This window comes from Bacteroidota bacterium (assembly GCA_020161395.1).
Lineage (GTDB): Bacteria > Bacteroidota > Ignavibacteria > Ignavibacteriales > Ignavibacteriaceae > UTCHB3.
Window position 1 is genome coordinate 179311 of sequence record JAIUOE010000006.1, and the last position, 21161, is coordinate 200471.

Genomic DNA, 21161 nt, shown 5'->3' on the forward strand with positions numbered 1-21161 from the left:
TTGAGATTTCTTATGAAATTATTAATTCCAAAAGCAGTTTTCGCGGTTTTGTTGTCGTTGTTTGTCATCGGGTGTGGTGGTCCGACGGAGCAGGTGATAGTCCAGGCGATAAAAAATGACATTCTAAAAGAGAAAGGCACCACTCTTGACCAAAGCTACGATAAATCGATTTCGTTGCAAACAGGTGCAATTTATGGTTCAAATGGAGGGATGAGTTTGGATCAGCGAATTGAAAAGATGAAATTTCTTTCATCTGCAAAATTCAATCAAGCCTTCATGGACTGGATGGTTAACAATGGATATATTACCGAAAAGGGAGAAAGAACTTCATATGAGATCAGAGGGTCATTAACCGAAAAAGGCCTCGAGTACATAAACTCAACTCAATCGGTAATTAAAACAAATACCGGGAGAAAATTCTGCTTTTTTGATCAGGAAATAAATATCCTGGAGAAAAAGAAGAATGACGACGGTTCATATACTGTAAGATATTCAATCAAGTATGTGCCAATTGATGCCCCTCATGTCAAAGGAGTAGACCTTTCTGCAGTCGATCTCTCCAAACTAACCGGGAGGGAACAGGTCGTAAGATTGATTAAAAAGAATGGTATTTGGGTTAGTAAAAGATTTATATAAAAGGAGCTGATATGAAAGTTTGTTTATTGTTGCTATTTATGGTTTTATTCTACTCATCGGCTTCTGCTCAAAAGAAAGAGTGGGAGAAAGAGTTGGTAGGAGCCAAGTCACTCACTCTGATCAACGATTCAGATGGATGTGTAATTTCAGGTGTTTTTTTAGGGAAGCTTTCATTTGGCGGTAAAAGTTTTACCGGTTCAGCCAATTCGAATGTTTTCCTGATGAAGGTAAACACATCAGGGGAGGTGGTATGGTTAAGATTGATTAATTTGAAGGGGGCACCTTTTGAATTGAAAATGAAACGAGATTCATTTCACAATTATTATTTTATATACAGAGAGGATGGAGGGACTTACCTTGTCAAGTGTAATGAACAGGGAGAAATAAAGTGGGAAAAGTTTGTTATTACTCAAGGAGAGCAATCCTATTCGGAGATTACGGATATAGCATTTGATCGTAATGGATGTGGGTATATTACCGGCAGCTTCAGAGGAAGACTTGAACTTGGCGATAATTTAAATAACGCTCGTGGTAGGTGTACTTTTGTTGCCAAACTTGATACTTTTGGGCGTTCTATCTGGGCAAAAGAGTTTGGTAAAGGATCTGGAATTGGAATTTCGGTTGACCAAAGTGAAAATATCATTGTAGTTGGTATCTTAAATGGAGAACTACATTTTAAGAATACCAAATTGGAAAGTAAAAAGTCTGATGCACTAATTTTTAAATTGGATGATAAAGGAAATTTGCTTTGGGCTCAAAGTGCCGGGGGAAGTGACAGGGATATAGCTTTTAAAGTTCTGACCGACATTCAAGGAAATAATTATGTAAGTGGAATTTATAATGGTGACGCCAAATTTGGCAAAAAAACGCTTAAAAGTAAAGGAGGTGTTGATATTTTTTTAACTAAAATTGACAGTAAAGGTAAATTTTTATGGGCAGAGAGTTTTGGGACAAAAGCAGATGAAGCTGGCTCACATCTGTTTCTAAGCGATAATGGCAACTGCTATCTCTTTAGTGGTTTTATGGGTGAGGACAGAGGGAGTGACGAGAATCAGTTACCAATGAAAGGGAAAAACCTTATGATCGTTGATCGGGGTGGAAAGGTTATTGGATCAAAGGAAATAAAAGATGCAGCATATATTACCATGATGAATTTTACAGAGGAAAAAATAGGTGAATTATATGTTTTAACCATCCCATCAAAAAGAGAAAATTGGAAGTTGATTAAATATGTGAATTTTTAAGGGAGCCAACTGCCATCCACATTCGGAGTGGCACAATTTATCAATTATTCGAAAAACTATAATTTGAATCTACCGGTAACTTTCTGAAAAAATTAAATACTAAAAAGGAGCATATCATGTTCTCACGGTTTTTACTTCTCGCGTGTTATTTTTCATCTATAATATTTGCACAGGATTTTCTGCCGGGTAGCTTTTGGTGTGCTGAACCTGTTACACCTGATCCTGAATCTTACGATCAACAAGCATTTAAATATAATCCCGTCTATGTTGAACTCAGTTCTGCGATTCGAGAGAGGATGATGCCTTATTATGTGAAAGAACTAAAAAAACAGGGCGTTTCAAAAGAGACCCATACCCAGGGAAAAAAAACAGTTGCAAATTTCTACTATAATCAGGAGGGACTTTTAACAAAATACGAGTCGAAAGAATATTTTAGTGAGATTACACTCGAGTATGATGAAAACAACAATATTAAAACATTGGTTCGCAGAGGCGATAATTATTATTCGAAGACAGCTTTAACTCGTGATTCAATGAAGAGAATTTCTGCTGTGCATACGGATAACAATAGTTTTATTTATTCGTACGATAAATCAGGAAAACTTGAGAAGATAGTCAGTCAAACACCGCGATTAACAGTAATCTGGCGATTAAATAATGTATATGTAACTCCGGGGATAACATTCGCCACAAACGCGGATTCTATTGAATACGACGAATATGGCCGTATGCTGAAATTTGAGTCTGGAATGGATCCTAACGGTGGTTCGGCAAATTACGATAAATCAGGGAGACTCGTTTATGAAGGGTATTTCCCCAGAAATGGTTGTTACACTAATTCATTTTCTTACAAAAATAACCTGATTGCGAAGATTCAACTCGAAACCTTCAACAATATGTATCAAAAAACCTCAACAGTAGTCACAAATGTGAAGTATGAGTACAAGCATAAGAAAAAGAAATAGAACAGCTAAAAGGACAATTACTCCATTATATTGAGAGCGGGGAATTCTTAACTTCGTTAAAATTTGATAAACAAGAGATCTATATGAAAAACCTTTTTTTATGGTTTACAGTTTTGCTGATCATTCTGTGTACCGGTTGCTCTGATAAAAAATCGAATCATGATGCAATTACTAAATCGGTAATCAGCCAAATAAATACAGACAGTTCAGATTTTTTTAATATATACTTCCATGATCCGGCAAAGGTAAAAGCCTTGACGGTCGATACAATTTCATCATTTGTTCAAAAAGGTGATACTGCGGTTTTCAGCGGAATGATTACGCTTCAAAAAACGGTTTACCCGGAATTCACAAACAAACACATCAGGAATGAATTGTTTTATCCCTTTGAAGAGAAACTTGGAAGGAAATTTGAAGCAACTGTGGAAACCAAAGACACACTATACAAGTTGTTGTACTTCAAATTGGATCAGCCTCACATCCTTACAGTTGCAAACGATAAAGTGAATGCGGATGATTTCTTCAAAAAAAATCGAATTAACTCCTTAAAAAAAGTACCTGCATTAATTGCAAAAGTGAAAGAACAGTTCAAGGGGACCTCACAAGACGCAAAAGACTATCTTTTTTGTCTTCTTCATGAAAGGATGAAGAAACTCGCCAAGCCGTATGAATACAATGTAAATATGGGTGAAGCCAAGTACACTTCATTTCAATCAAATACAAAATATGGATTTGCTATAGACAGCGATGAAGGCTTTTCATGGTTAGTGCCGGATTACGATTATTTAAAAAAAGAGTTTACAGATTTTATTTCAGATGATTTGATGATATTTGTTGATGTGTTCAAATTGGAACACGAATCATCATTTTGCGGAAGGGATGCTTTCCTTAGTGATATAATAACGCCACAAGAAAGATTGAAACGATTAATCGAGATTGAAGACTATTTCAATAGGAATGAACAGCCTCTTTTGCAAGATCAAATCGAGGAGTTGTTCATAAATCTGTTCACAAGATTATTCAGAACATTCCATCAAACACCGGTGGTCGCGTCTGTATCAGAGGTCAAGGGCACGCCTATAGATCCGGAATTAAAAGCTGTTTTTCTTGAAGCTGAAAAAAAATATTCTGATACATTCACGGGTGCTTTTGCGAGGGAATACAATAAGATTCTGGTAAAAAACAACTATCTGTTTACCGATGAAGTGATATCGTTTTTAGCTTCCAAAGACTTTGTTGACACTAGATTCAGATGAACTTTAAATCCTAAAATCGGATGTGTAACAAAAAAGCCCGACAGTGAAAATTGCCGGGCTTTTTTTTAATTGCTCATATGCTTTACGCAGTAACAGATTCCTGTTCGAGAACTTTGGTGAATTCTTTAGCTTCTCTTCCGAGGTGAGCGCCTGCTAAAGATTTTCCAAATCAGCCAAATCCTGATATCTTCCTGAAGCTTTTTTATTCATTTTCAAATCTTCAAGATTGATCAGGTTCACCGTGACGCCATCCAGTAAAACAGTTTCTCGTTTGGGGAAACAATCTTCAAAATTAACCCCGGATGCTCCCATGATCAAATCTATTCTCGCAGGAGGATATCCCAATTGAATGATTCCATCGGGGTCAAGAAAATCATCACGAGTTAACCCAAGACTTCCAAAGCCGAATTCTTTCAATACTTCCTCAATTTTTTCGGCATTTTCTTTGCTGCATTCCAGCCATAAATCGAGATCTTTAGTAAATCTCGGATTTCCATAAAATCCAACAGCATAGCCGCCAACAAGGAGGTACTTAACGGACTTTTCGTTTAATAATTGAATAAACTCTTTGAAGTCTTGGGTAAGTGCCATATTTCCACAAAATATATTCTGTTCGTAATTGCTCGAGATGATCCATCCTTGCCTGGGGTGACTGATTCATCCAGTAGGAACGGTCATCGTTCTTGTCAGTGAGCTTCTTTTTTGTGACTGCTTTTTCTATCATTATTACGCAGTAACAGATTCCTGTTCGAGAACTTTGGTGAATTCTTTAGCTTCTCTTCCGAGGTGAGCGCCTTTGTGATAAGCATAGCCCGAGATCAGAGGCATGGCAAGGGTAGCCTCGGAATAAACCATCTGTTCGTAAACGAGGTCGACCTTGCCCCATGAGCTTGCTTCTTTCAGGGTACTTCCTGAGAGGGCTCCATCTCTTTCGTCGGCAACGGTAACCTGAATTGCATACTTGTGCATTGGTGCATCGCCTTCGAGTATTTCTGCAGCAACAACGATATCCTGTGTGAAGTTTTTAGGTACTCCGCCGCCGATCATGTAGATACCCGATTCACCGCTGGCGATCTTGATCTTTGTCAGTTCAAGAAAATCTTTTGCAGCATCGAGGGAAACATGCGATCCGGGATTTTTTGTCTGGTGCATAACGAAACCGAAACCTGCGGAACAGTCACTGAATGCAGGAACGAAAATCGGTACATTTTTCTTGTAGCATGCATAAATAATGCTGTCGTCACATTTTGGACCGGTTTCATCGAGATATTTTCCAAATTCCTTAAGGAATTCTCTCGAGGAGTACGCACCCGGTTCCATGGAATCGAAAATCTTTGCTGTGGTTTCGTCACAGATTCTGAGTTCGTCTTCATCAATGTATGTATCATAAATTCTGTCGATGGCGAGGTCCCTAAGTTCGGCGTCGTTTACAAACGGGGTTCCGATATAGTGCTTGAAACCGAGGGCTTCAAAGAAATCCTGATCCACCATGTTGGCGCCGGTGGAGACGATTGCGTCAACCATGTTGTTCATAACCATGTCATAGACGACTTTTTTGAGTCCGGCGGAAAATAAAGACCCTGCCAAAGTGAGGATTACGGTGCAATCTTTGTCACGGAGCATCATATCATAAATTCTTGCAGCTCTGTTCAGGTTTCTCGCCTGAAACGCCATTTTCTCCATTGCGTCAACCAATGGGGCAACATTATGTTCTTTAATGTCAATATGTTCAATAACACCTTTCAAGTAATCTGACTTTTGGGGCATTTATTGTGACTCCTTTCATTAGGGGTGATAAATAAAAAAAACTAACACACAATAAAGTAATAAAAAGAGAAATTTCCAATTGATTTGGGGCTCAAAGATAAATTTATTAAAAAATAGAGAACAATTGGTAAACAAACAAAAAAAAATTAAAAAATTTGTCAAAAGATATTGTTATTGAAAAAAAATATACTTAATTTGCCGATCCATATTGTGATCTCTATCATTGGATCAGGATATGGAACGACCCGGCAGGAATCGGGTTTGATGTTCCTTAAATCAGAAAAGACAGGCCGGCGGGCGGATAAGGCCTTCCGGGGCAGCAAGATTAAGAAATATCTAAACAACTCATCATCAACAATCAATTAGAGGCAACAAATGAAACAAATTTTCCTTGTTGTATTCACCGTATTCTTTATAGCGGGTGTTGCGTGGTCGCAGACGGCTGACAAGAATAACACTGGCAGAACCTACACACAGGCAGAAAAGGAAAGACTCGATATGATGGGCTATCCTGTTTCTGACGGAACGGGTACCCCTCACAAAACAACCGGCATTATTAAATGGTCGGAAGGTTTCGAAGGAGCCACATTCCCTCCAACCGGTTGGGCTGTTCATCAGCTTGATGGCGGAGCCAATACATGGCTTCGTTATACCACTTCACCTCCATTTGGAACAGCTTCCGCTGCAGTGAGATGGGAATCTGCTTCTCTGGCAAATGATGACTGGCTTGTTACACCATCATTCCAGGCAGTCGCAGCCGATAAACTGAATTTTTATGCAGTCGGCTCATCCTCTTTCACTGATTCCGTGATAATTCATGTATCGACCACCGGTGGTGTTCCACCCGCAGGCTATACAAGAATTGCAGCTTTCAGACCTCTCGCAGCTCCTGCCCAGAGATTTGAAGTGTCACTTTCAGCTTATGCCGGACAAACAATTTACCTCGCTTTCCAGTATAAAGAACTTGATCAGTTAAGACTTTATGTTGACAGCGTTTATGTTGAAACAGGCGTGCCAAATGATGTTGGTATGGTTTCACATAATGTTGGTGGCGAATTGAATGCAGGACCTTACACTCCTACTGCAACAGTAAAGAACTTTGGCTCGGCTACCCAGACATTCAATGTTACGATGACAATCAACCCCGGTGGTTATACATCGACAAAGACTGTTACAGATCTTGCTGCTGATCAGACAGCGAATGTTACATTCGATTCATGGACTGCATCACAAGGCTCGTTTAATGCCAAGGCATACACACAACTTGCCGGTGATCAGAATCCTGCAAATGACACATTGTCGCGCACAGCTCTTGTTGTTTCCTACATATATGACAATGGTCCACTCGTTACCAACCCGGGTGGCGGTTTTGGTGGTGCCGATTTGTCAGGTCTCCAGGCTGAGTTGAACATTCTGGGCTATGGCTCACAGATTTCGGCTAATAACTGGGTTACGGACGATTTCGATGTGCCGGCAAACCAGACATGGGCAATAGATGCATTTAAATTTTTCTCGTATCAGACAGGTTCAACCCTTACACCGACCTACAACGGAGCAAGAGTTGTGATCTATAACGGAAGACCTGACCTCCCAACAAGCCAGATTGTATTCGGTGACGAAACAACTGAAAGATTTGTCGGTGCTTCATGGACTGGCGCATACCGTGCAACCATTGCTGCCCCAACCGGCAATACCAGACCAATAATGGGCGTTCTCGCAGGTGCCCCTGTTGTATTGGGTCCCGGAAACTACTGGGTTATGTGGTCATTGGCAGGAACTCTCGCTTCAGGACCTTGGGCTCCTCCAATCTCGATCATTGGCACACTTGCTACAGGTAATGCATATGCAAGACAAGCCGGTACATGGATTTCATTGAGAGATTCCGCTGTTGGTGCTACATCAGGCTATCCACAGGGAATGCCTTTCAAAATCGTTGGATCAGTTCAGGCAGTTCCTGTTGAATTAACTTCTTTCATGGCAACTGTTCTCAAAAACAATGTTACACTTCTCTGGTCAACAGCTACCGAAACCAACAACATGGGCTTCGAAGTTGAGAGACAGGCAGCCAACGGTTCATTCGAAAAAGTCGGATTTGTCGGCGGTAATGGTACAACAACCGAAAGAAAAGAATATGCATTTACCGATGCAGGTCTTGCTTCCGGAAAATATACCTACAGACTCAGACAAGTTGATTTCGACGGTTCATCAGAATACTCGAATACTGTTGAAGCTGATGTAAACATTCCATCAGAATACAATCTTGCTCAGAACTATCCTAACCCGTTCAATCCTTCAACCTCAATTGAATTTGCTCTGAAATCAGATGCTAAAGTTTCAATGAGATTGTTCGATGCTCTCGGTCAGGAAGTAAGAACCATTCTTAACGGTAACTTCACCACAGGCAACTACAAAATAGATTTCAACGCAGCCGGCTTGAACAGCGGTGTTTATTTCTATACAATAGATGCTTCAGGTGTTGACGGCAGCAAATTTACTGCAACAAGGAAAATGATCCTTATGAAGTAAGTTTGAAGTTTGAGGTATGAAGTATGAAAAATAATACCTAATACCTAAAACCTGATAATTTAAAAAGCTGTCCTGTTTGCGGGGCAGCTTTTTTTATATACAGTTAAAATATTTAAATATTTATTTCCATCTTCATAGTTTATTTCATTGGAAAAGTGTAACTTCCATTACCAATATTGATCAGTTTGTAACGGTTTATTCAATAAAACCATCCATCAATAACAACAAAGAGGTCAAAATGAGACAGTTCTTTCTGTTTGCAGCGTTTCTTTTGCTGGTTGCTTCTTCAGTGAATGCACAAAACTCAAAAGATACAAAAATTTTTAAGCCCAATCCGGCTGATAACGCGTTGACCGCAGGGTATCACACGGAACAGACATTAGCCTACTTAAATGAAGGCTTTGAGGACACATTGTTCCCTCCTCCGGGATGGACAGCTACAACCACTCTCGGAACAGTAACCTGGGGCAGGGAATATGGCTTCTTCTACACAGGAAATGCCTCTGCACTGGCTGACTACTCGACTCCTGCCAACGAAAAATGGCTGATCAGTCCAAGATTTATGGTAACTGCCGGTGATTCACTTTCATTCTGGATAAGAAGACAATACAGCACTGCTTATCCGCCGGACAGTCTTTTCATTATGGTTTCAACTACTGATGCAAATCTCACAAGCTTCACAACCACCCTCGTTTCATACGATGTGGCAAACGGGTTGTTAAATGCATGGACAAGACAGGCAGCTTCGTTGAATGCTTTTGCAGGCCAGAACATCTATATAGCGTTCAAACACCGTAACACCGATGGTAACGGTTTCAACATGGATGATGTACAGGCCGGTACTCCTGTTGTTCCCGTGGAACTTGTTTCCTTTACCGCAAACTCAGTTCAAAACAGTGTTGTTCTTCAGTGGACAACCGCTACAGAGACAAACAACATGGGCTTTGAAATTGAGAGAAAAGCAGCGAATACCGAATACGCAACCGTTGCTTTCATCAATGGAAACGGAACCTCGACCGGCAGCAAACAGTATTCATATACCGATGCAGGTCTCAACTCCGGCAAATACTCATACAGATTGAAACAGATCGATTTTGACGGTAAATTTGTTTACTCAAACGCCATTGAAACTGATGTGAATGCCCCTGCATCATACAATCTTGCTCAGAATTTCCCGAATCCGTTCAATCCTTCCACCTCGATTGAGTTCACCCTGAAAGCTGATGCCAAAGTAAGCCTCAGACTCTTCGATGCTCTCGGTCAGGAAGTAAGAACCATCCTTAACGGCAACTATGCTACAGGCAACTACAAAGCAGACTTCAATGCTGCAGGCTTAAACAGCGGTATTTATTTCTACACAATCGAGGCCTCAGGTGTGGATGGCAGCAAGTTTACTGCAACAAAGAAAATGCTCTTACTTAAATAAGTTTGAAGTTTGAAGTTTGAGGTTTGAAAAATAATGCCTGATACCTAATACCTAATAATTAAAAAAGCTGCTCAGAAACGGGCAGCTTTTTTTTTATAGTGTTTTATATTCAGGTTATTTGTTAATTTCGGGATGATTTACGGTGATTTTTTGAAACATATTTCCGGTCAGGCAGTAAAATAGCCATCATGGAAGTTATAATTAGTGAAAGAAGTTTTTTCCCGCGTGCATTGGCAATTTCGCTTGCGATTCATCTCCTGGTTGTAGCAGCGGCAGTTGTTGTTTCGAGATTCAGTTCTGCCCCGAAGTATGGCTCGTTGAACACACTTAACATGGTTTTTGACGATACTGAGCAGTCAGACACCCCGCCTGAACTCCCGATGGACAAACCGGAGACAAAACCTGTGCCTAAAGATGATAACGCCGTTGTCAGGAAGCAGGACCAAAGTCAGCCACCACCTCCTGCAGCTCCCAAAGGATTGATTGCCGGTGCATTTGATTCGGTTGATTCATCCCTTGTTACTCTGGAATACAAAGAGAGTACGCTGAATGTAAAAATAAAATATTCGGCTGGGTGGGCTTTTCTCGACAACAATGAGAGGTCGAAACTTGACGCTGTAACATTCTGGAATCCGAATGTGCCCAATTCTCCCTGGGTCCAGTTGAAGGTGACCGACAAATATCTTTTCCGTGAATCCCGTTACAAGACGAAGGAAGAACTCGATTCGTACACTGCCTTCTACAACAAAGAAGAGGTTACGGAGGGGGAAGTGAAGTTTGAAATTTACCTCAGAACAAAATCCTCAGAAGACTATATCCTCACTTTCAGAGTGAAGGGAGAGGATACTTTCCGCAAATACCGCCCCGTTTTTATGGCGATGTTAAAAAGTTTCAAGTTCGGTCTGTTTTAAAAGTTCGATTTAGCTAAATTTAGGTTTGTCATTTTTTTAATTATTTCGAACCATGAGCATAAAATTAGAGAATGTAACCAGACTCTACGGTGATCAGGCTGCGGTAGATGATATCTCTTTTGAGGTTAAGACCGGAGAGATAGTTGGATTTCTGGGACCTAACGGTGCAGGAAAAACCACCACCATGAAGATGATTACCGGATTCCTCGCACCTGATGCAGGCACCATTTCGATCAATGGTATTCCTGTCTGGGAAGACCCCGAAGCGGTGAAACGGATAACCGGCTACCTTCCCGAAAACAATCCACTCTACCACGACATGTTTGTTACCGATTATCTTGGATATGTAGCCGAACTTCAACAGGTGCCAAAGAGTAAAATCCCTGCCAGAATAAAGGAGATGGTCATCGTTTGCGGACTTGACCGCGAAAAGCACAAAAAGATTGGTGAACTCTCAAAAGGTTACAGGCAGCGGGTGGGTCTGGCACAGGCTTTAATCCACGATCCGCAGATACTCATTCTCGATGAACCCACCACAGGTCTTGATCCAAATCAAATTATCGAGATTAGAAATCTGATAAAAGAGGCGGGGAAAGAGAAGACAGTGATCCTTTCTACGCACATCCTCCCCGAGGTGGAAGCGATCAGTGACAGAATACTTATTATTAATGAAGGAAAAATTGTTGCTGACGGATCTCCCGAGGATTTGAAAAGGGCATCAAGCGGGGAAGCCACACTTCGTGTCAGGCTGGAAGGATATCAGGACCCTGCAGGAACTGTCTCAGCACTCGAAAAAATTGTAGGTGTGACAACCGTAACCTCTCAAATTACAAACGGCACATTTATTATCTCGGGGAGTTCTGAAAACATCAACAGGTCGGTCTTTGGTCTCGCGGTTAAAAACGGCTGGACGATACTTGAGATGACACCGATAGAAACTAAACTTGAAGACATATTTAAAGAATTGACGACTATCTGATATGAAAATAATTTGGACAATCGCCAAACGGGAGACAATTCTCTTTTTCGATTCGCTGATCGCTTATGTATTGCTCGTCGTTTTCCTTGGATTCAGCGGTTTTTTTACCTGGATTTATGGGTCGGATGTGTTTTTTACGGGTCAGGCTTCGTTAAAATCCTTTTTTACGGCATCCTACTGGATACTCTTTCTTTTCGTGCCGGCACTGACCATGCGAACCATTTCGGAAGAAAAGAAGACGGGTACCCTTGAACTTCTCCTCACCAAACCGGTTACTGACTGGCAGGTGATAGCCGGGAAGTATCTTTCGGTGGTTGCCCTTGTTGCCACTGCATTGCTGCTCACGGTTCCATATTACTTTTCTGTTTGGGTGCTGGGAAATGTGGATCACGGAGCAACGATCATGGGGTATCTGGGTCTGCTGCTGATGAGTTCCGCACTTGCCGGAATCGGAATATTTGTCAGCAGTCTGACGGACAATCAGATAATTGCATTTATTGGTTCGCTGCTCGCAGGAATCTTCTTTGTTCTGATATTTGATGTGGTCTCGCAGCAGATGAGCGGAGCTACCGGCGTGATAGTCAACTACCTGAGCATGACGGGTCACTATGATTCGATTTCCCGGGGAGTGATCGACACAAGGGATATCGTTTACTTCCTCACCGTTACATTTTCAGGGCTTTTTCTTGCGAGTGCTTCCCTCTCAAAACGGAATATTGTTGACAGGGAGAGAGAAAAATGATTTCTAAAAAGACATTTTACACCATTATTTATTCTGTACTGGGAGTTGTTGTTCTCGTTAATATTCTCTCCTGGTTCTTTTATTTAAGATTCGATTTTACAGCGGACGGGCAATACACATTAAGTGATGCCACAAAAAAGACACTCGGAGAACTTAAACAGCCGGTAACGGTTACTGCATGGATTTCGAAGGATCTTCCACCTGATATCGACAAAACCAGAGAGGATTTCCGGGATATTCTTTCCGAATATTCAAACCTTGCCGGTGCCAACTTTATTTACAAAATTGAGGACCCCGGTGACGGGCAGCAGGCGACTCAGGAGGGGATTACTCCCGCTATTCTTGATGTTCGTGAAAAAGATCAGGTAAAGCAGCAGAGAATTTACCTCGGGGCTGTTGTAAAATACGGTACTCAGAAGGAAGTGATTCCGCTGATTCAACCCGGTACATCGATGGAATTTGCACTGACGACGGCAATAAAGAAAATGTCTGCCACCGGGAAATCGACCGTTGGCTATCTTCAGGGGCACGGTGAGCCTTCTTTTCAGGCGATTGCTCAACTGATGCAGGCACTTACGGTTACGATGGATGTCGTTCCTGTCAATTTTTCAGATTCGCTTGCTATACCCGCTCAGGTGAAAACCATTCTGATTGTGGCTCCGAAAGATACATTCCCTGCTCCCCATCTCGAGATGCTGGAGAAGTTTGCAGCAGGAGGTGGGAAAATTGTAGCCGCGCTTAATACCACCAGTTTCAATCAGCAGTCAGGCGAGGTAACAAAACTTGCGACCGGACTCGAAGATTTTTACAAAGAAAAGGGAATCTCTATTAAACATGATCTGGTCTTCGACTACAGTTGTGCTTCCATTATGGTCTCTCAGCAATCAGCGGGAGTTGTTTTTCAGACCCCGGTAAAGTTCCCGCTTTTCCCTGTTATAACCACATTCGCACCAATATCACCGTTAAAGGGTCTCGAAGGTGTGACAATGATGTTCCCTTCCAGCATCGACACCATCGCCGGAAAAGGTTTCAGGTTCACTCCGCTCGCTGTTACCTCCGACCGCTCAGGACTCGAACAGGTGCCGATGAAAGTCGATCTCAACAGGGAATGGTCGGCTGCAGAATTCAGAATTTCCAAAGTGATTGTTGCTGTTTTGGCAGAATCGGTTAAGAGCAACACTGGCGGTAAATTCCTTGTTATTTCGGATGGCGATCTTGTAGTGAATGGCGAAGGAAATGATGCACAAAATCTACAGGCAGACAACATCAATTTCGTAGCCAATATGGTTGAGTATCTTACCGATGATTCAGGACTCGCACAACTTCGAAATAAAAATGTGACCCAAAGACCCATCGATCCGAATATTGGTGATGGAGCCAAGGTGATCATAAAGTACCTCAATTTCCTTGCTCCGGTCATTCTTTCCATAATGTTCGGGTTATACAGGTACAGCAAGAGGAAGACATTAAGAGAGAGCCTCGAAGATGAGTCCTGGGTCGAAACAGAAGAAGGGGCGAAGGAGTAATGCTTTTCGCCAAATCTGCAAAGAAACTTTACATTGTCCTTGGTACCATCTTATTAGTAACGGTTTTGGTACTGCTGATCAAGAGTTTTGGAGGTGGTAAAGGTGATTTGGGATCCGGCTTTCCGTCGTTTGATACAGCCAGGGTAACGATGATAAAGATGCTCCCTAAAGGGGGAAACGGCGAAGTACTATTTACAAAAAAGGCGGGTGCCTGGTCGATAACTGCCAGGCTGCTTAACGACAAGCCGGTTCAGGCTTCCTCTCAGAGAATTGAGGGAATGATTGGACTCCTTTCAGGAATGAAAATAATAAATCTTGTTTCCCGTAGTATTGAGGATCTCAAGAAATACGGTCTCGATACCGGAGCTACCATTGTGAGGCTTTTTTCGGGTGAAGAAAACATTTTCGAAGTGTCAATCGGACGAAGTGAAATGCTGTCACCCCAGGAGATGGGTACTTATGTGAAGGCTGCGGGTTCAAACGATGTGTATCTGGTTTCCGGATTCCTGGATATGATGTTTAATTCAGATGTGTCGCTCTATCGTGACAGGGCGCTTACATTTGGAGGGGTTGAATCGTGGCAGGAGATAAAGCTTTCCGGAGACGAAGATTTTTTGATGAAAAGAAATGTAACCGACTGGGAAGTTGAAGGAAAAAAACTTGACTCTGCCCGGATAACGGAATATTTGACTACATTTGCCAGGCTCGAAGGAAATGATTTTGTGAATAACTTTTCTCCGGATGAAGGAGAGAAGCCGTTTGCTAAAGTGGATGTGAAGACCGTTTCAGGACGATACTTCGGAATTGAAGCCTGGAAAGTAAAGAATGACACTCTGATTGTCACCACATTGAATCCTGGGACATTCTTCAGGAGTGGTGAGGATGGTTTATACAGAAAGGTTTTTCCCGGATTGAAGAACCTTAAATAACAATTTTGGATACGAAAGGAGCAGGTTATGGTTACTCTGAAACCCGGTATTTTTGCCGGATTCGACAACATTATTTGCGGATTCAGCACCATCATCGACGATGGAGCTGAGGCACCCTATTTTTTCAATCAGTCGTTATCCGTTGGGGATGATGAAAAAAGGGTTCTCTCAAACAGAAAGCGCTGGCTTGAGAGCCTCGAAATAAAACCGGAAAACTGTGCGACCCAGAAGCAGGTACACGGTGATACCATAAGGTTTATTACCGAGGGAGGAATGAAGGGCGAAAGCGACGCAATGATTACCGACAAACCTGAGATCGGAATACTGATCAGTTCTGCTGACTGCCCGGCGGTTTTTGTTTATGACAAAAGGCAGCATCTCGTGGCAGGTATTCATTCCGGCTGGAGGGGCACCTCACTTAAAATTGTTACCAAAACCATCAACACGATGAAAAACGGAATGGGCTCCCGGGCGAAAGATCTCTATTGCTACATCGCCCCTTCAATTTCACAGGCTCATTATGAAGTTGGAGAGGAAGTTGCCGAGCTTTTTGATGAGAGATACCTGATACCCCGCGGTGAGAAATACCTGCTGAATGTACCGAGAGCAAACTATGACATGCTCATCCATGCCGGAATTCCAAGAAGCAACATTCAGTTGTCGAAGCTTTGTTCATATAAATACGGCAACCTTTTTCACAGCTACAGACGCGCCGGTGCGAAATCAGGCAGGGCGTCCGGTATCATCGCTTTGAAATCAATCTGATGAAAATAACACCCTCCGTTATTTTAAGTTATGTGGCTATCTGCCTTATTTGGGGATCGACATGGCTGGTAATAAAGATCGGCATGGAGTCTCTAACCCCCTTCATGTCCGCCGGATTGCGATTTCTGGTAGCCTCCACGGTAATATATGCAGTTGTAAAAATCAGGAATATCCCTTTCGCCCGGGATAAAGTTGCCATCAAAATCTACTGGATAATGGGATTTTTCTCATTTCTTGTGCCTTTTGGTCTGGTTTACTGGGGCGAACAGTATATTAATTCGGGATTGGCTTCGGTTCTTTTTGCGATCTATCCTTTTTGCGTAGCCATTGTTGCACATTTCAGTCTTCAGGATGAGCGATTCAGCAGAATGAAGCTGATCGGCATGATAACAGGGTTTCTTGGGATCGTGGTTATTTTTTCAGACAGTCTGAAGATCAACCTCAATTTTTATGAAGTGGCGGGCATGGCTGCTGTTCTCGGGAGTGCCATTGTGCAATCATTTGTTGTCGTTCTCATCAAAAAAGAGGGGAGTCATCTTCATCCTTTGTCGATGAACCTCGTTCCCATGGCGGTGGCATCGGCAGGTTTTATTATCAGCTCATTTTTGTTTGAAGAGGTATCGAAGAACAGATTTGACCTTGCAGGTATTGGTTCTGTGATTTTCCTTGGCATCTTCGGATCCATAGTGACTTTCACAATATATTACTGGCTTTTGAAGAAAGTCAGTGTGCTCCTGATGTCGCTTATCGCATTCATCACACCAATTATTGCTCTGATTCTTGGAGGTCTGGTGTATGGAGAGAAACTCACATTCAACCATCTTACGGGGAGTGTTCTCGTGCTTGCCGGTTTGCTCCTCTCCCAGTCAGAACTCATCAGAAAAAGAAAACTTACTTTAAAATGATCAACATTATAAGAATAAAAAAAGCCTCTTTTTACGCATATCATGGAGTAATGAAAGAGGAGCAGCGTGTCGGCGGGAAATTTGAAGCCGATATCGACATGTACATAAATTTTGCAGCAGCCGGAGTATCTGACGATCTCCATAAAACCATCAACTACGAGACGGTCTACAACTATCTCCTGAGCATTGCACAGGCAAAGAAAAGCTACCTTATTGAAACGGTTTCTTATAAAATCTGCGAGTTGCTCTTTGAGAAATATGATAATCTTGAGAGACTGATAGTCAGAGTCAGGAAGAACAATCCTCCAATTGGCGGGGTAGTCGACTCGGTAGAAGTGGAGATAGACACAACCAGACCTGAGTTTTTTGCTTCACTCCAGAAATTGACCGGTTCCACACAAGGGTGATGAATTAATTGAACAAAGTGTTTTTGGCTTTAGGCAGCAACCGGGGTGACAAATTTCAGTATCTGCTGAAAGCTCTTAACCTTATAAACAGGCTGCCCGGCACTTCAATTGTCTCGCTTTCGCCCGTCTATGAAACTTTTCCTTATGGCGTGACAAGTCAGGATGAATTTCTGAATATGGCTGTTGCGGTTTTTTCAGAATTGACTCCGGGAAAGCTCCTGACGGAACTGAAAAACATCGAACAACAGACAGGACGCGTCGAGCGGGAAAGATGGCATGAAAGGGAAATCGATATTGACATACTCCTCTTCGGTGACCTGGAAATGGACGAGCCTGACCTCAAAATACCTCACAGGGAGTTGCTGAAAAGAGACTTTTTTATACTGCCACTTCTTGATCTCGAACCCGGCATATCCCTCCCCGGCACCGGTATATTTTTGAAGGATCTGGAAATAACAGTGAAGAAACCGTATATTAAGGGCTTGAACAGGAAATTTTTTGAAATCAAAAATGGTTTGGTTTGCCTGAATGAGCAGTGATATCAATTATATAGCAGTTGAAGGCGTGATTGGAGCCGGAAAAACCTCACTTGTAAGAAAACTGCAACAAAAATTAAACGCCAGGATGATTCTTGAGAATCACGATGAGAATCCTTTTCTTGCAAAATTCTACAAAAACAGGAAACGGTACGCTTTTCAGACTCAGATGTTTTTCCTGATCAGCAGATATAAGCAGCTCGAGGATCTTCGCGAAGAATCAATCTTCTCCAATCATATAGTCTCCGACTACATTTTCGAAAAAGATCTCCTTTTTGCCTGGTTGAATCTCGACAAAGAAGAATTACGGCTTTACAATGAGATTTTTCCCAAACTTGCACAGAACCTTCGGAAGCCGGATCTTGTTGTATATCTAAAGGCTGACATCGATCGTCTGCTTGCCAATATCAGAAGGCGAAACAGAAGCTACGAACTGGATATGGACGAAGGTTACATCGCAGACCTATCAGACCTCTACAGCGAATATTTTTTAAGATATGACAAAACTCCTCTCCTGATTGTAAACTCTACGGAGATAGATTTTGTTAATAATGAGAATGACTTTGAAGATCTTTACAAACAGATTTTCAGAGAAGATCGAACACGAATTGAGTATTTTCATCCCGAAGGCAAGGCTTTATTGTGAGAAAAATATTTTTGGTTTTAACCGGCATACTGATGTTTTATGCAGTCCGGATTTTATTCAAGAGACTAAAACGGACAGCGGACGGCCACTCCTACAAAGAGAGAATGCGCGAACCACAAACCGTTCTTTCAGGTGGCAAGGGGAGATCGTTTCAGACAGACCGGGTTATCGAGGATGCTGAATTCACCGAAATAAGCGGTGATTCTGTAAAGTAGTCTATGAACAGATTTGCCGGGGCATTCTACCGTCTTTTTTTTTCACCACTTCCTTACAAACCGGAATTTGAAAAAGACCCGCGAAAAATACTTATAATCAGACAGCACAACCAGCTTGGTGATCTTCTCGCGAGCAGTTCCCTTTTCAGGGCGCTTAAGAAGAAGTTCCCCCTCTCCCACATTACACTTATTGTCAGTCCTGCAAATAAAGATGCGGTAACGAAAAATAAATTCATCGACAGAGTGATTGTTTTCGAGAAGGCAAGGCATCTTAATCCGGTCGAGTTTTTCCGTTTCATGTCCGTCCTGCGGGAAGGGTACGACTGGGTACTGGTGCCGGTCACAGTTTCAATTTCATTCACAAGCAATTTAATGGCAGGTATTGCGAAAGGGAGGCTGAAAGCGGGAGCCAACTGGCTTGACGGAAAGTATAACGAATCGGCGTTTTTCTTCAATAAAAAAATAAATCTCGACTGGCGTTTACAGCCCGACCTTCACATCGCCGAAAGGATTCTCGATATTGTGAAACCACTCGGTGTCGAGCCTGCCGGATACTCACCTGAAGTCAGTTTCGACGGCGAAGATGAAGAAAAAGCGGAAAAATTTCTCACCCGTTTTGAAGAGTACAACCAAAGATGTATCATCGGCCTCCACACAGGTGCGGGAAAAATACCCAACAGATGGTATCACAAAAATTTTGTAAATCTGATAAAAGAGTTGAAAGCCAACTGGGATGCCTGCATCTACCTGACAGGGAGCAGTGCCGACCTTTCAATAATTGAGAAAATAAAGGAGGAACTGAATTTCACGGTTCTCGAATTTATTGATAAATCGATACCTGAAGTGGCGGCTCTCATCTCAAAATCCGATCTGTTTATAACAAATGATACGGGGATAATGCATGTGGCGGGCTCCACATCCACTCCGCAAATCTCCCTTTTTGGTCCGACAAATCCTTTTGTCTGGGCACCGATGGGGAAAAACAAATTCTTTCTGCAGAGATCTGATATAATAGACAATATCACGGTCAATGAAGTTTTTGACATCGCAGGCAGACTTTTGTCCCAATCTCCAAAGATCAATAAAAATGCTTAAAAATAATTTTGCCGTCCTCGATATAGGCTCCAATTCCTTCCACATCATAATTGCAAATTCACCCGACGGAAGAAAATTTGAGATTATCGACAGGGAAAAAGCTGTTCACCGCCTCTCTTCAAAAGACGGCTACGGCAGGTCTTACATAAAAGATCAGGACATTAAGCAGGCGATAAAACTGATCGACCTTTTCAAAACAAAAGCTGTAATGAACGGTGCAACCATTAGAGCGGTGGCAACCAGTGCGGTGCGTGAAGCGATAAATCAGGACGAGTTCATCGAAACTGTCTTCGAAAAAACCGGAGTAAAGGTTGAAGTAATCGATGGACACAGAGAAGCCGAATATATCTACAGTGCTGCGAGACATTTTCTCCACTTCAAAAATCAGAAAATCCTCTGTGTTGACATAGGTGGAGGGAGTACCGAATTTATCACCGGAAACACTCCCAAACCCGGATTTGTCACCAGTCTCAGAATGGGTGCTGTCAGGTTCACAAAAGATTTTTTTCCTGATCTCGAAGTAAAAAAAACGAGCGTGATAGCAGCTTCCCATTATGCCGCAGGAATGGTTGAAGCAATCAAAAAGGATGTGATGGCGAGCGGTTTCGAAATCGCCATCTTCAGTGCAGGCACTGCCAAATCTGTTCTCTCAATGGCAATTGAAGCAGGACTTGTGGCTCCGGATGAAAAAATATTCAGATATGAAGACCTCGTAAAAGTAAGCGAGCGCGTTTTGGCAGCCAAAGACATGAAAGACCGCCTTCAAATTCCGGGCCTCGAACCAAAGCGTGCCGATGTGGTCGTAGCCGGAGTGATCATCCTTCGCGCCATCTTCGAAAAACTGGACATCAAACAGGCATATTACTCGGAGTTCGCCCTCAGAGAAGGGGTGATACTTGAGTTAATGCAGTAATCCAATAATGCAGTAATATTTCTAAATTATTGGATTACTGCATTATTGGATTATTGGATTATTGGATTATTGGATTATTGCATTATTGGATTAGTTGAATCTTCCCCCCTTTTGTTGCATCGAACCTTATAAAACGGAGAAAATTATGAGCTATTATTTCGAAAAAGTTGTATCAACTGACTATGATGAGACTGTCGAAGCTGTAACTGTGGCATTGAAGGTCGAAGGATTTGGAGTACTTAGTGACATTGATGTGCAGGATACCCTAAAAAAGAAGATTAATGCAGATGTAAGAAAATACAGAATTCTGGGAGCCTGTAACCCGCCTTTCGCTAATAAAGCAATCCATATCGAAGAAAATGTCGGTCTGATGATGCCATGCAATGTCGTAATTCAGGAAACGGGTGACGGCAACATCAAAGTTTCGGCTATTAATCCCAAAAATGCCATGGGTGCCATCGGAAATGAAAACCTCGCTGACCTTGCCGATGAGATTTCAGCGAAGCTGGAGAGGGTTATTGAAGGACTTAGGTAAATCCTTGAGTTGCCTGAGGCTAAATTAATTTTCACAGACAGCCTCTTTTTTGAAAAACAGTTTTTTTAGTTCGCTAAAGATTTGCAAATTTTAGTTGTAAAAAGGTAAAATTCTGTAAGTGATTTATTTTTACCTGAAGCTGCAAAAATTCTCTTTTTAAAAACTGAGAAATCACATTAAATCAGTTAATTCCCCTCTTAACGATTTGTTAACATTGAATTTTAATGATGTTAAAAT

Annotated in this window: 23 protein-coding genes; 20 read left to right on the forward strand and 3 right to left on the reverse strand. The window is 42.0% G+C overall.

Annotation, left to right across the window (positions count from 1 at the left end; translation table 11 throughout):
* Nucleotides 1–12: 12 nt before the first annotated feature.
* From LCH52_11590 to LCH52_11605, 4 genes are all read left to right on the forward strand, one after another.
* The gene (locus tag LCH52_11590; protein ID MCA0389124.1) at nt 13–636 is read left to right on the forward strand and encodes a hypothetical protein; all 624 of its coding nucleotides are present in this window, start codon (nt 13–15) and stop codon (nt 634–636) included.
* Nucleotides 637–647: 11 nt separating this feature from the next.
* Nucleotides 648–1880, forward strand: coding sequence for a hypothetical protein (locus LCH52_11595; protein ID MCA0389125.1), 1233 nt, complete (start codon nt 648–650; stop codon nt 1878–1880).
* A 116-nt stretch (nt 1881–1996) separates the two neighbouring features.
* Nucleotides 1997–2845 carry a hypothetical protein gene (locus tag LCH52_11600; GenBank protein ID MCA0389126.1) on the forward strand — a complete coding sequence of 283 codons (849 nt, stop codon included), beginning with the start codon at nt 1997–1999 and terminating at the stop codon, nt 2843–2845.
* Between the two features lie 83 nt (nt 2846–2928).
* Complete coding sequence (locus LCH52_11605; protein ID MCA0389127.1) at nt 2929–4101, forward strand: hypothetical protein; 1173 nt, start codon at nt 2929–2931, stop codon at nt 4099–4101.
* Nucleotides 4102–4254: 153 nt separating this feature from the next.
* On the opposite strand, the gene LCH52_11610 is transcribed toward LCH52_11605, so the two are convergent.
* The 3 genes from LCH52_11610 to LCH52_11620 are packed head-to-tail and all read right to left on the reverse strand — an operon-like array spanning nt 4255 to nt 5868.
* Nucleotides 4255–4692, reverse strand: a complete 438-nt coding sequence (locus LCH52_11610; protein MCA0389128.1) for a nucleotidyltransferase — start codon at nt 4690–4692, stop codon at nt 4255–4257.
* Nucleotides 4634–4825, reverse strand: a complete 192-nt coding sequence (locus LCH52_11615) for a hypothetical protein (protein MCA0389129.1) — start codon at nt 4823–4825, stop codon at nt 4634–4636. The genes LCH52_11610 and LCH52_11615 overlap by 59 nt, the downstream gene beginning before the upstream one ends.
* A 2-nt stretch (nt 4826–4827) precedes the next feature.
* The gene (locus LCH52_11620; protein ID MCA0389130.1) at nt 4828–5868 is read right to left on the reverse strand and encodes a deoxyhypusine synthase; all 1041 of its coding nucleotides are present in this window, start codon (nt 5866–5868) and stop codon (nt 4828–4830) included.
* Nucleotides 5869–6243: 375 nt separating this feature from the next.
* Here LCH52_11620 and LCH52_11625 point away from each other — a divergent pair, with 375 nt between their 5' ends.
* From LCH52_11625 to LCH52_11700, 16 genes are all read left to right on the forward strand, one after another.
* Entirely contained in the window at nt 6244–8394 is a 2151-nt protein-coding gene (locus LCH52_11625) for a choice-of-anchor J domain-containing protein (protein ID MCA0389131.1), read from the forward strand.
* 238 nt (nt 8395–8632) lie between these two features.
* A complete protein-coding gene (locus LCH52_11630) occupies nt 8633–9820 on the forward strand; it encodes a choice-of-anchor J domain-containing protein (GenBank protein ID MCA0389132.1) in 1188 nt (395 codons plus the stop codon).
* A 188-nt stretch (nt 9821–10008) separates the two neighbouring features.
* Entirely contained in the window at nt 10009–10731 is a 723-nt protein-coding gene (locus LCH52_11635; GenBank protein MCA0389133.1) for a hypothetical protein, read from the forward strand.
* A gap of 52 nt (nt 10732–10783) precedes the next feature.
* Nucleotides 10784–11710, forward strand: coding sequence for an ATP-binding cassette domain-containing protein (locus tag LCH52_11640; protein MCA0389134.1), 927 nt, complete (start codon nt 10784–10786; stop codon nt 11708–11710).
* 1 nt (nt 11711) lies between these two features.
* Complete coding sequence (locus LCH52_11645; GenBank protein MCA0389135.1) at nt 11712–12452, forward strand: ABC transporter permease; 741 nt, start codon at nt 11712–11714, stop codon at nt 12450–12452.
* A complete protein-coding gene (locus LCH52_11650) occupies nt 12449–13978 on the forward strand; it encodes a Gldg family protein (GenBank protein MCA0389136.1) in 1530 nt (509 codons plus the stop codon). Before LCH52_11645 ends, LCH52_11650 begins: the two co-directional genes overlap by 4 nt.
* Complete coding sequence (locus LCH52_11655) at nt 13978–14907, forward strand: DUF4340 domain-containing protein (protein ID MCA0389137.1); 930 nt, start codon at nt 13978–13980, stop codon at nt 14905–14907. The genes LCH52_11650 and LCH52_11655 overlap by 1 nt, the downstream gene beginning before the upstream one ends.
* Before the next feature lie 27 nt (nt 14908–14934).
* A complete protein-coding gene (pgeF, locus tag LCH52_11660) occupies nt 14935–15672 on the forward strand; it encodes a peptidoglycan editing factor PgeF (protein ID MCA0389138.1) in 738 nt (245 codons plus the stop codon).
* The gene (locus tag LCH52_11665) at nt 15672–16577 is read left to right on the forward strand and encodes an EamA family transporter (protein MCA0389139.1); all 906 of its coding nucleotides are present in this window, start codon (nt 15672–15674) and stop codon (nt 16575–16577) included. The genes pgeF and LCH52_11665 overlap by 1 nt, the downstream gene beginning before the upstream one ends.
* On the forward strand, nt 16574–16984 hold the full coding sequence (gene folB, locus LCH52_11670) for a dihydroneopterin aldolase (protein MCA0389140.1): 411 nt from the start codon (nt 16574–16576) through the stop codon (nt 16982–16984). The genes LCH52_11665 and folB overlap by 4 nt, the downstream gene beginning before the upstream one ends.
* A gap of 17 nt (nt 16985–17001) precedes the next feature.
* Complete coding sequence (gene folK / locus LCH52_11675; GenBank protein MCA0389141.1) at nt 17002–17523, forward strand: 2-amino-4-hydroxy-6-hydroxymethyldihydropteridine diphosphokinase; 522 nt, start codon at nt 17002–17004, stop codon at nt 17521–17523.
* Nucleotides 17513–18166: a deoxynucleoside kinase gene (locus tag LCH52_11680; GenBank protein ID MCA0389142.1), complete on the forward strand. Its 654-nt coding sequence runs from the start codon at nt 17513–17515 to the stop codon at nt 18164–18166. Before folK ends, LCH52_11680 begins: the two co-directional genes overlap by 11 nt.
* 32 nt (nt 18167–18198) lie before the next feature.
* Nucleotides 18199–18381, forward strand: coding sequence for a hypothetical protein (locus tag LCH52_11685; protein ID MCA0389143.1), 183 nt, complete (start codon nt 18199–18201; stop codon nt 18379–18381).
* Between the two features lie 3 nt (nt 18382–18384).
* Nucleotides 18385–19476: a glycosyltransferase family 9 protein gene (locus LCH52_11690; protein MCA0389144.1), complete on the forward strand. Its 1092-nt coding sequence runs from the start codon at nt 18385–18387 to the stop codon at nt 19474–19476.
* Nucleotides 19469–20389 (forward strand): Ppx/GppA family phosphatase, encoded by a 921-nt coding sequence (locus tag LCH52_11695; GenBank protein MCA0389145.1) that lies wholly within the window; start codon nt 19469–19471, stop codon nt 20387–20389. The genes LCH52_11690 and LCH52_11695 overlap by 8 nt, the downstream gene beginning before the upstream one ends.
* 145 nt (nt 20390–20534) lie before the next feature.
* Nucleotides 20535–20924, forward strand: a complete 390-nt coding sequence (locus tag LCH52_11700) for a DUF302 domain-containing protein (protein MCA0389146.1) — start codon at nt 20535–20537, stop codon at nt 20922–20924.
* The last annotated feature ends 237 nt before the right edge of the window (nt 20925–21161 follow it).

Coding starts and splice junctions, on each gene's coding strand:
- LCH52_11590 (MCA0389124.1), top strand. CDS start 13: ATGAAATTATTAATTCCAAAAGCAGTTTTCGCGGTTTTGTTGTCGTTG.
- LCH52_11595 (MCA0389125.1), top strand. CDS start 648: ATGAAAGTTTGTTTATTGTTGCTATTTATGGTTTTATTCTACTCATCG.
- LCH52_11600 (MCA0389126.1), top strand. CDS start 1,997: ATGTTCTCACGGTTTTTACTTCTCGCGTGTTATTTTTCATCTATAATA.
- LCH52_11605 (MCA0389127.1), top strand. CDS start 2,929: ATGAAAAACCTTTTTTTATGGTTTACAGTTTTGCTGATCATTCTGTGT.
- LCH52_11610 (MCA0389128.1), bottom strand. CDS start 4,692: ATGGCACTTACCCAAGACTTCAAAGAGTTTATTCAATTATTAAACGAA.
- LCH52_11615 (MCA0389129.1), bottom strand. CDS start 4,825: ATGATAGAAAAAGCAGTCACAAAAAAGAAGCTCACTGACAAGAACGAT.
- LCH52_11620 (MCA0389130.1), bottom strand. CDS start 5,868: ATGCCCCAAAAGTCAGATTACTTGAAAGGTGTTATTGAACATATTGAC.
- LCH52_11625 (MCA0389131.1), top strand. CDS start 6,244: ATGAAACAAATTTTCCTTGTTGTATTCACCGTATTCTTTATAGCGGGT.
- LCH52_11630 (MCA0389132.1), top strand. CDS start 8,633: ATGAGACAGTTCTTTCTGTTTGCAGCGTTTCTTTTGCTGGTTGCTTCT.
- LCH52_11635 (MCA0389133.1), top strand. CDS start 10,009: ATGGAAGTTATAATTAGTGAAAGAAGTTTTTTCCCGCGTGCATTGGCA.
- LCH52_11640 (MCA0389134.1), top strand. CDS start 10,784: ATGAGCATAAAATTAGAGAATGTAACCAGACTCTACGGTGATCAGGCT.
- LCH52_11645 (MCA0389135.1), top strand. CDS start 11,712: ATGAAAATAATTTGGACAATCGCCAAACGGGAGACAATTCTCTTTTTC.
- LCH52_11650 (MCA0389136.1), top strand. CDS start 12,449: ATGATTTCTAAAAAGACATTTTACACCATTATTTATTCTGTACTGGGA.
- LCH52_11655 (MCA0389137.1), top strand. CDS start 13,978: ATGCTTTTCGCCAAATCTGCAAAGAAACTTTACATTGTCCTTGGTACC.
- pgeF (MCA0389138.1), top strand. CDS start 14,935: ATGGTTACTCTGAAACCCGGTATTTTTGCCGGATTCGACAACATTATT.
- LCH52_11665 (MCA0389139.1), top strand. CDS start 15,672: ATGAAAATAACACCCTCCGTTATTTTAAGTTATGTGGCTATCTGCCTT.
- folB (MCA0389140.1), top strand. CDS start 16,574: ATGATCAACATTATAAGAATAAAAAAAGCCTCTTTTTACGCATATCAT.
- LCH52_11680 (MCA0389142.1), top strand. CDS start 17,513: ATGAGCAGTGATATCAATTATATAGCAGTTGAAGGCGTGATTGGAGCC.
- LCH52_11685 (MCA0389143.1), top strand. CDS start 18,199: ATGTTTTATGCAGTCCGGATTTTATTCAAGAGACTAAAACGGACAGCG.
- LCH52_11690 (MCA0389144.1), top strand. CDS start 18,385: ATGAACAGATTTGCCGGGGCATTCTACCGTCTTTTTTTTTCACCACTT.
- LCH52_11695 (MCA0389145.1), top strand. CDS start 19,469: ATGCTTAAAAATAATTTTGCCGTCCTCGATATAGGCTCCAATTCCTTC.
- LCH52_11700 (MCA0389146.1), top strand. CDS start 20,535: ATGAGCTATTATTTCGAAAAAGTTGTATCAACTGACTATGATGAGACT.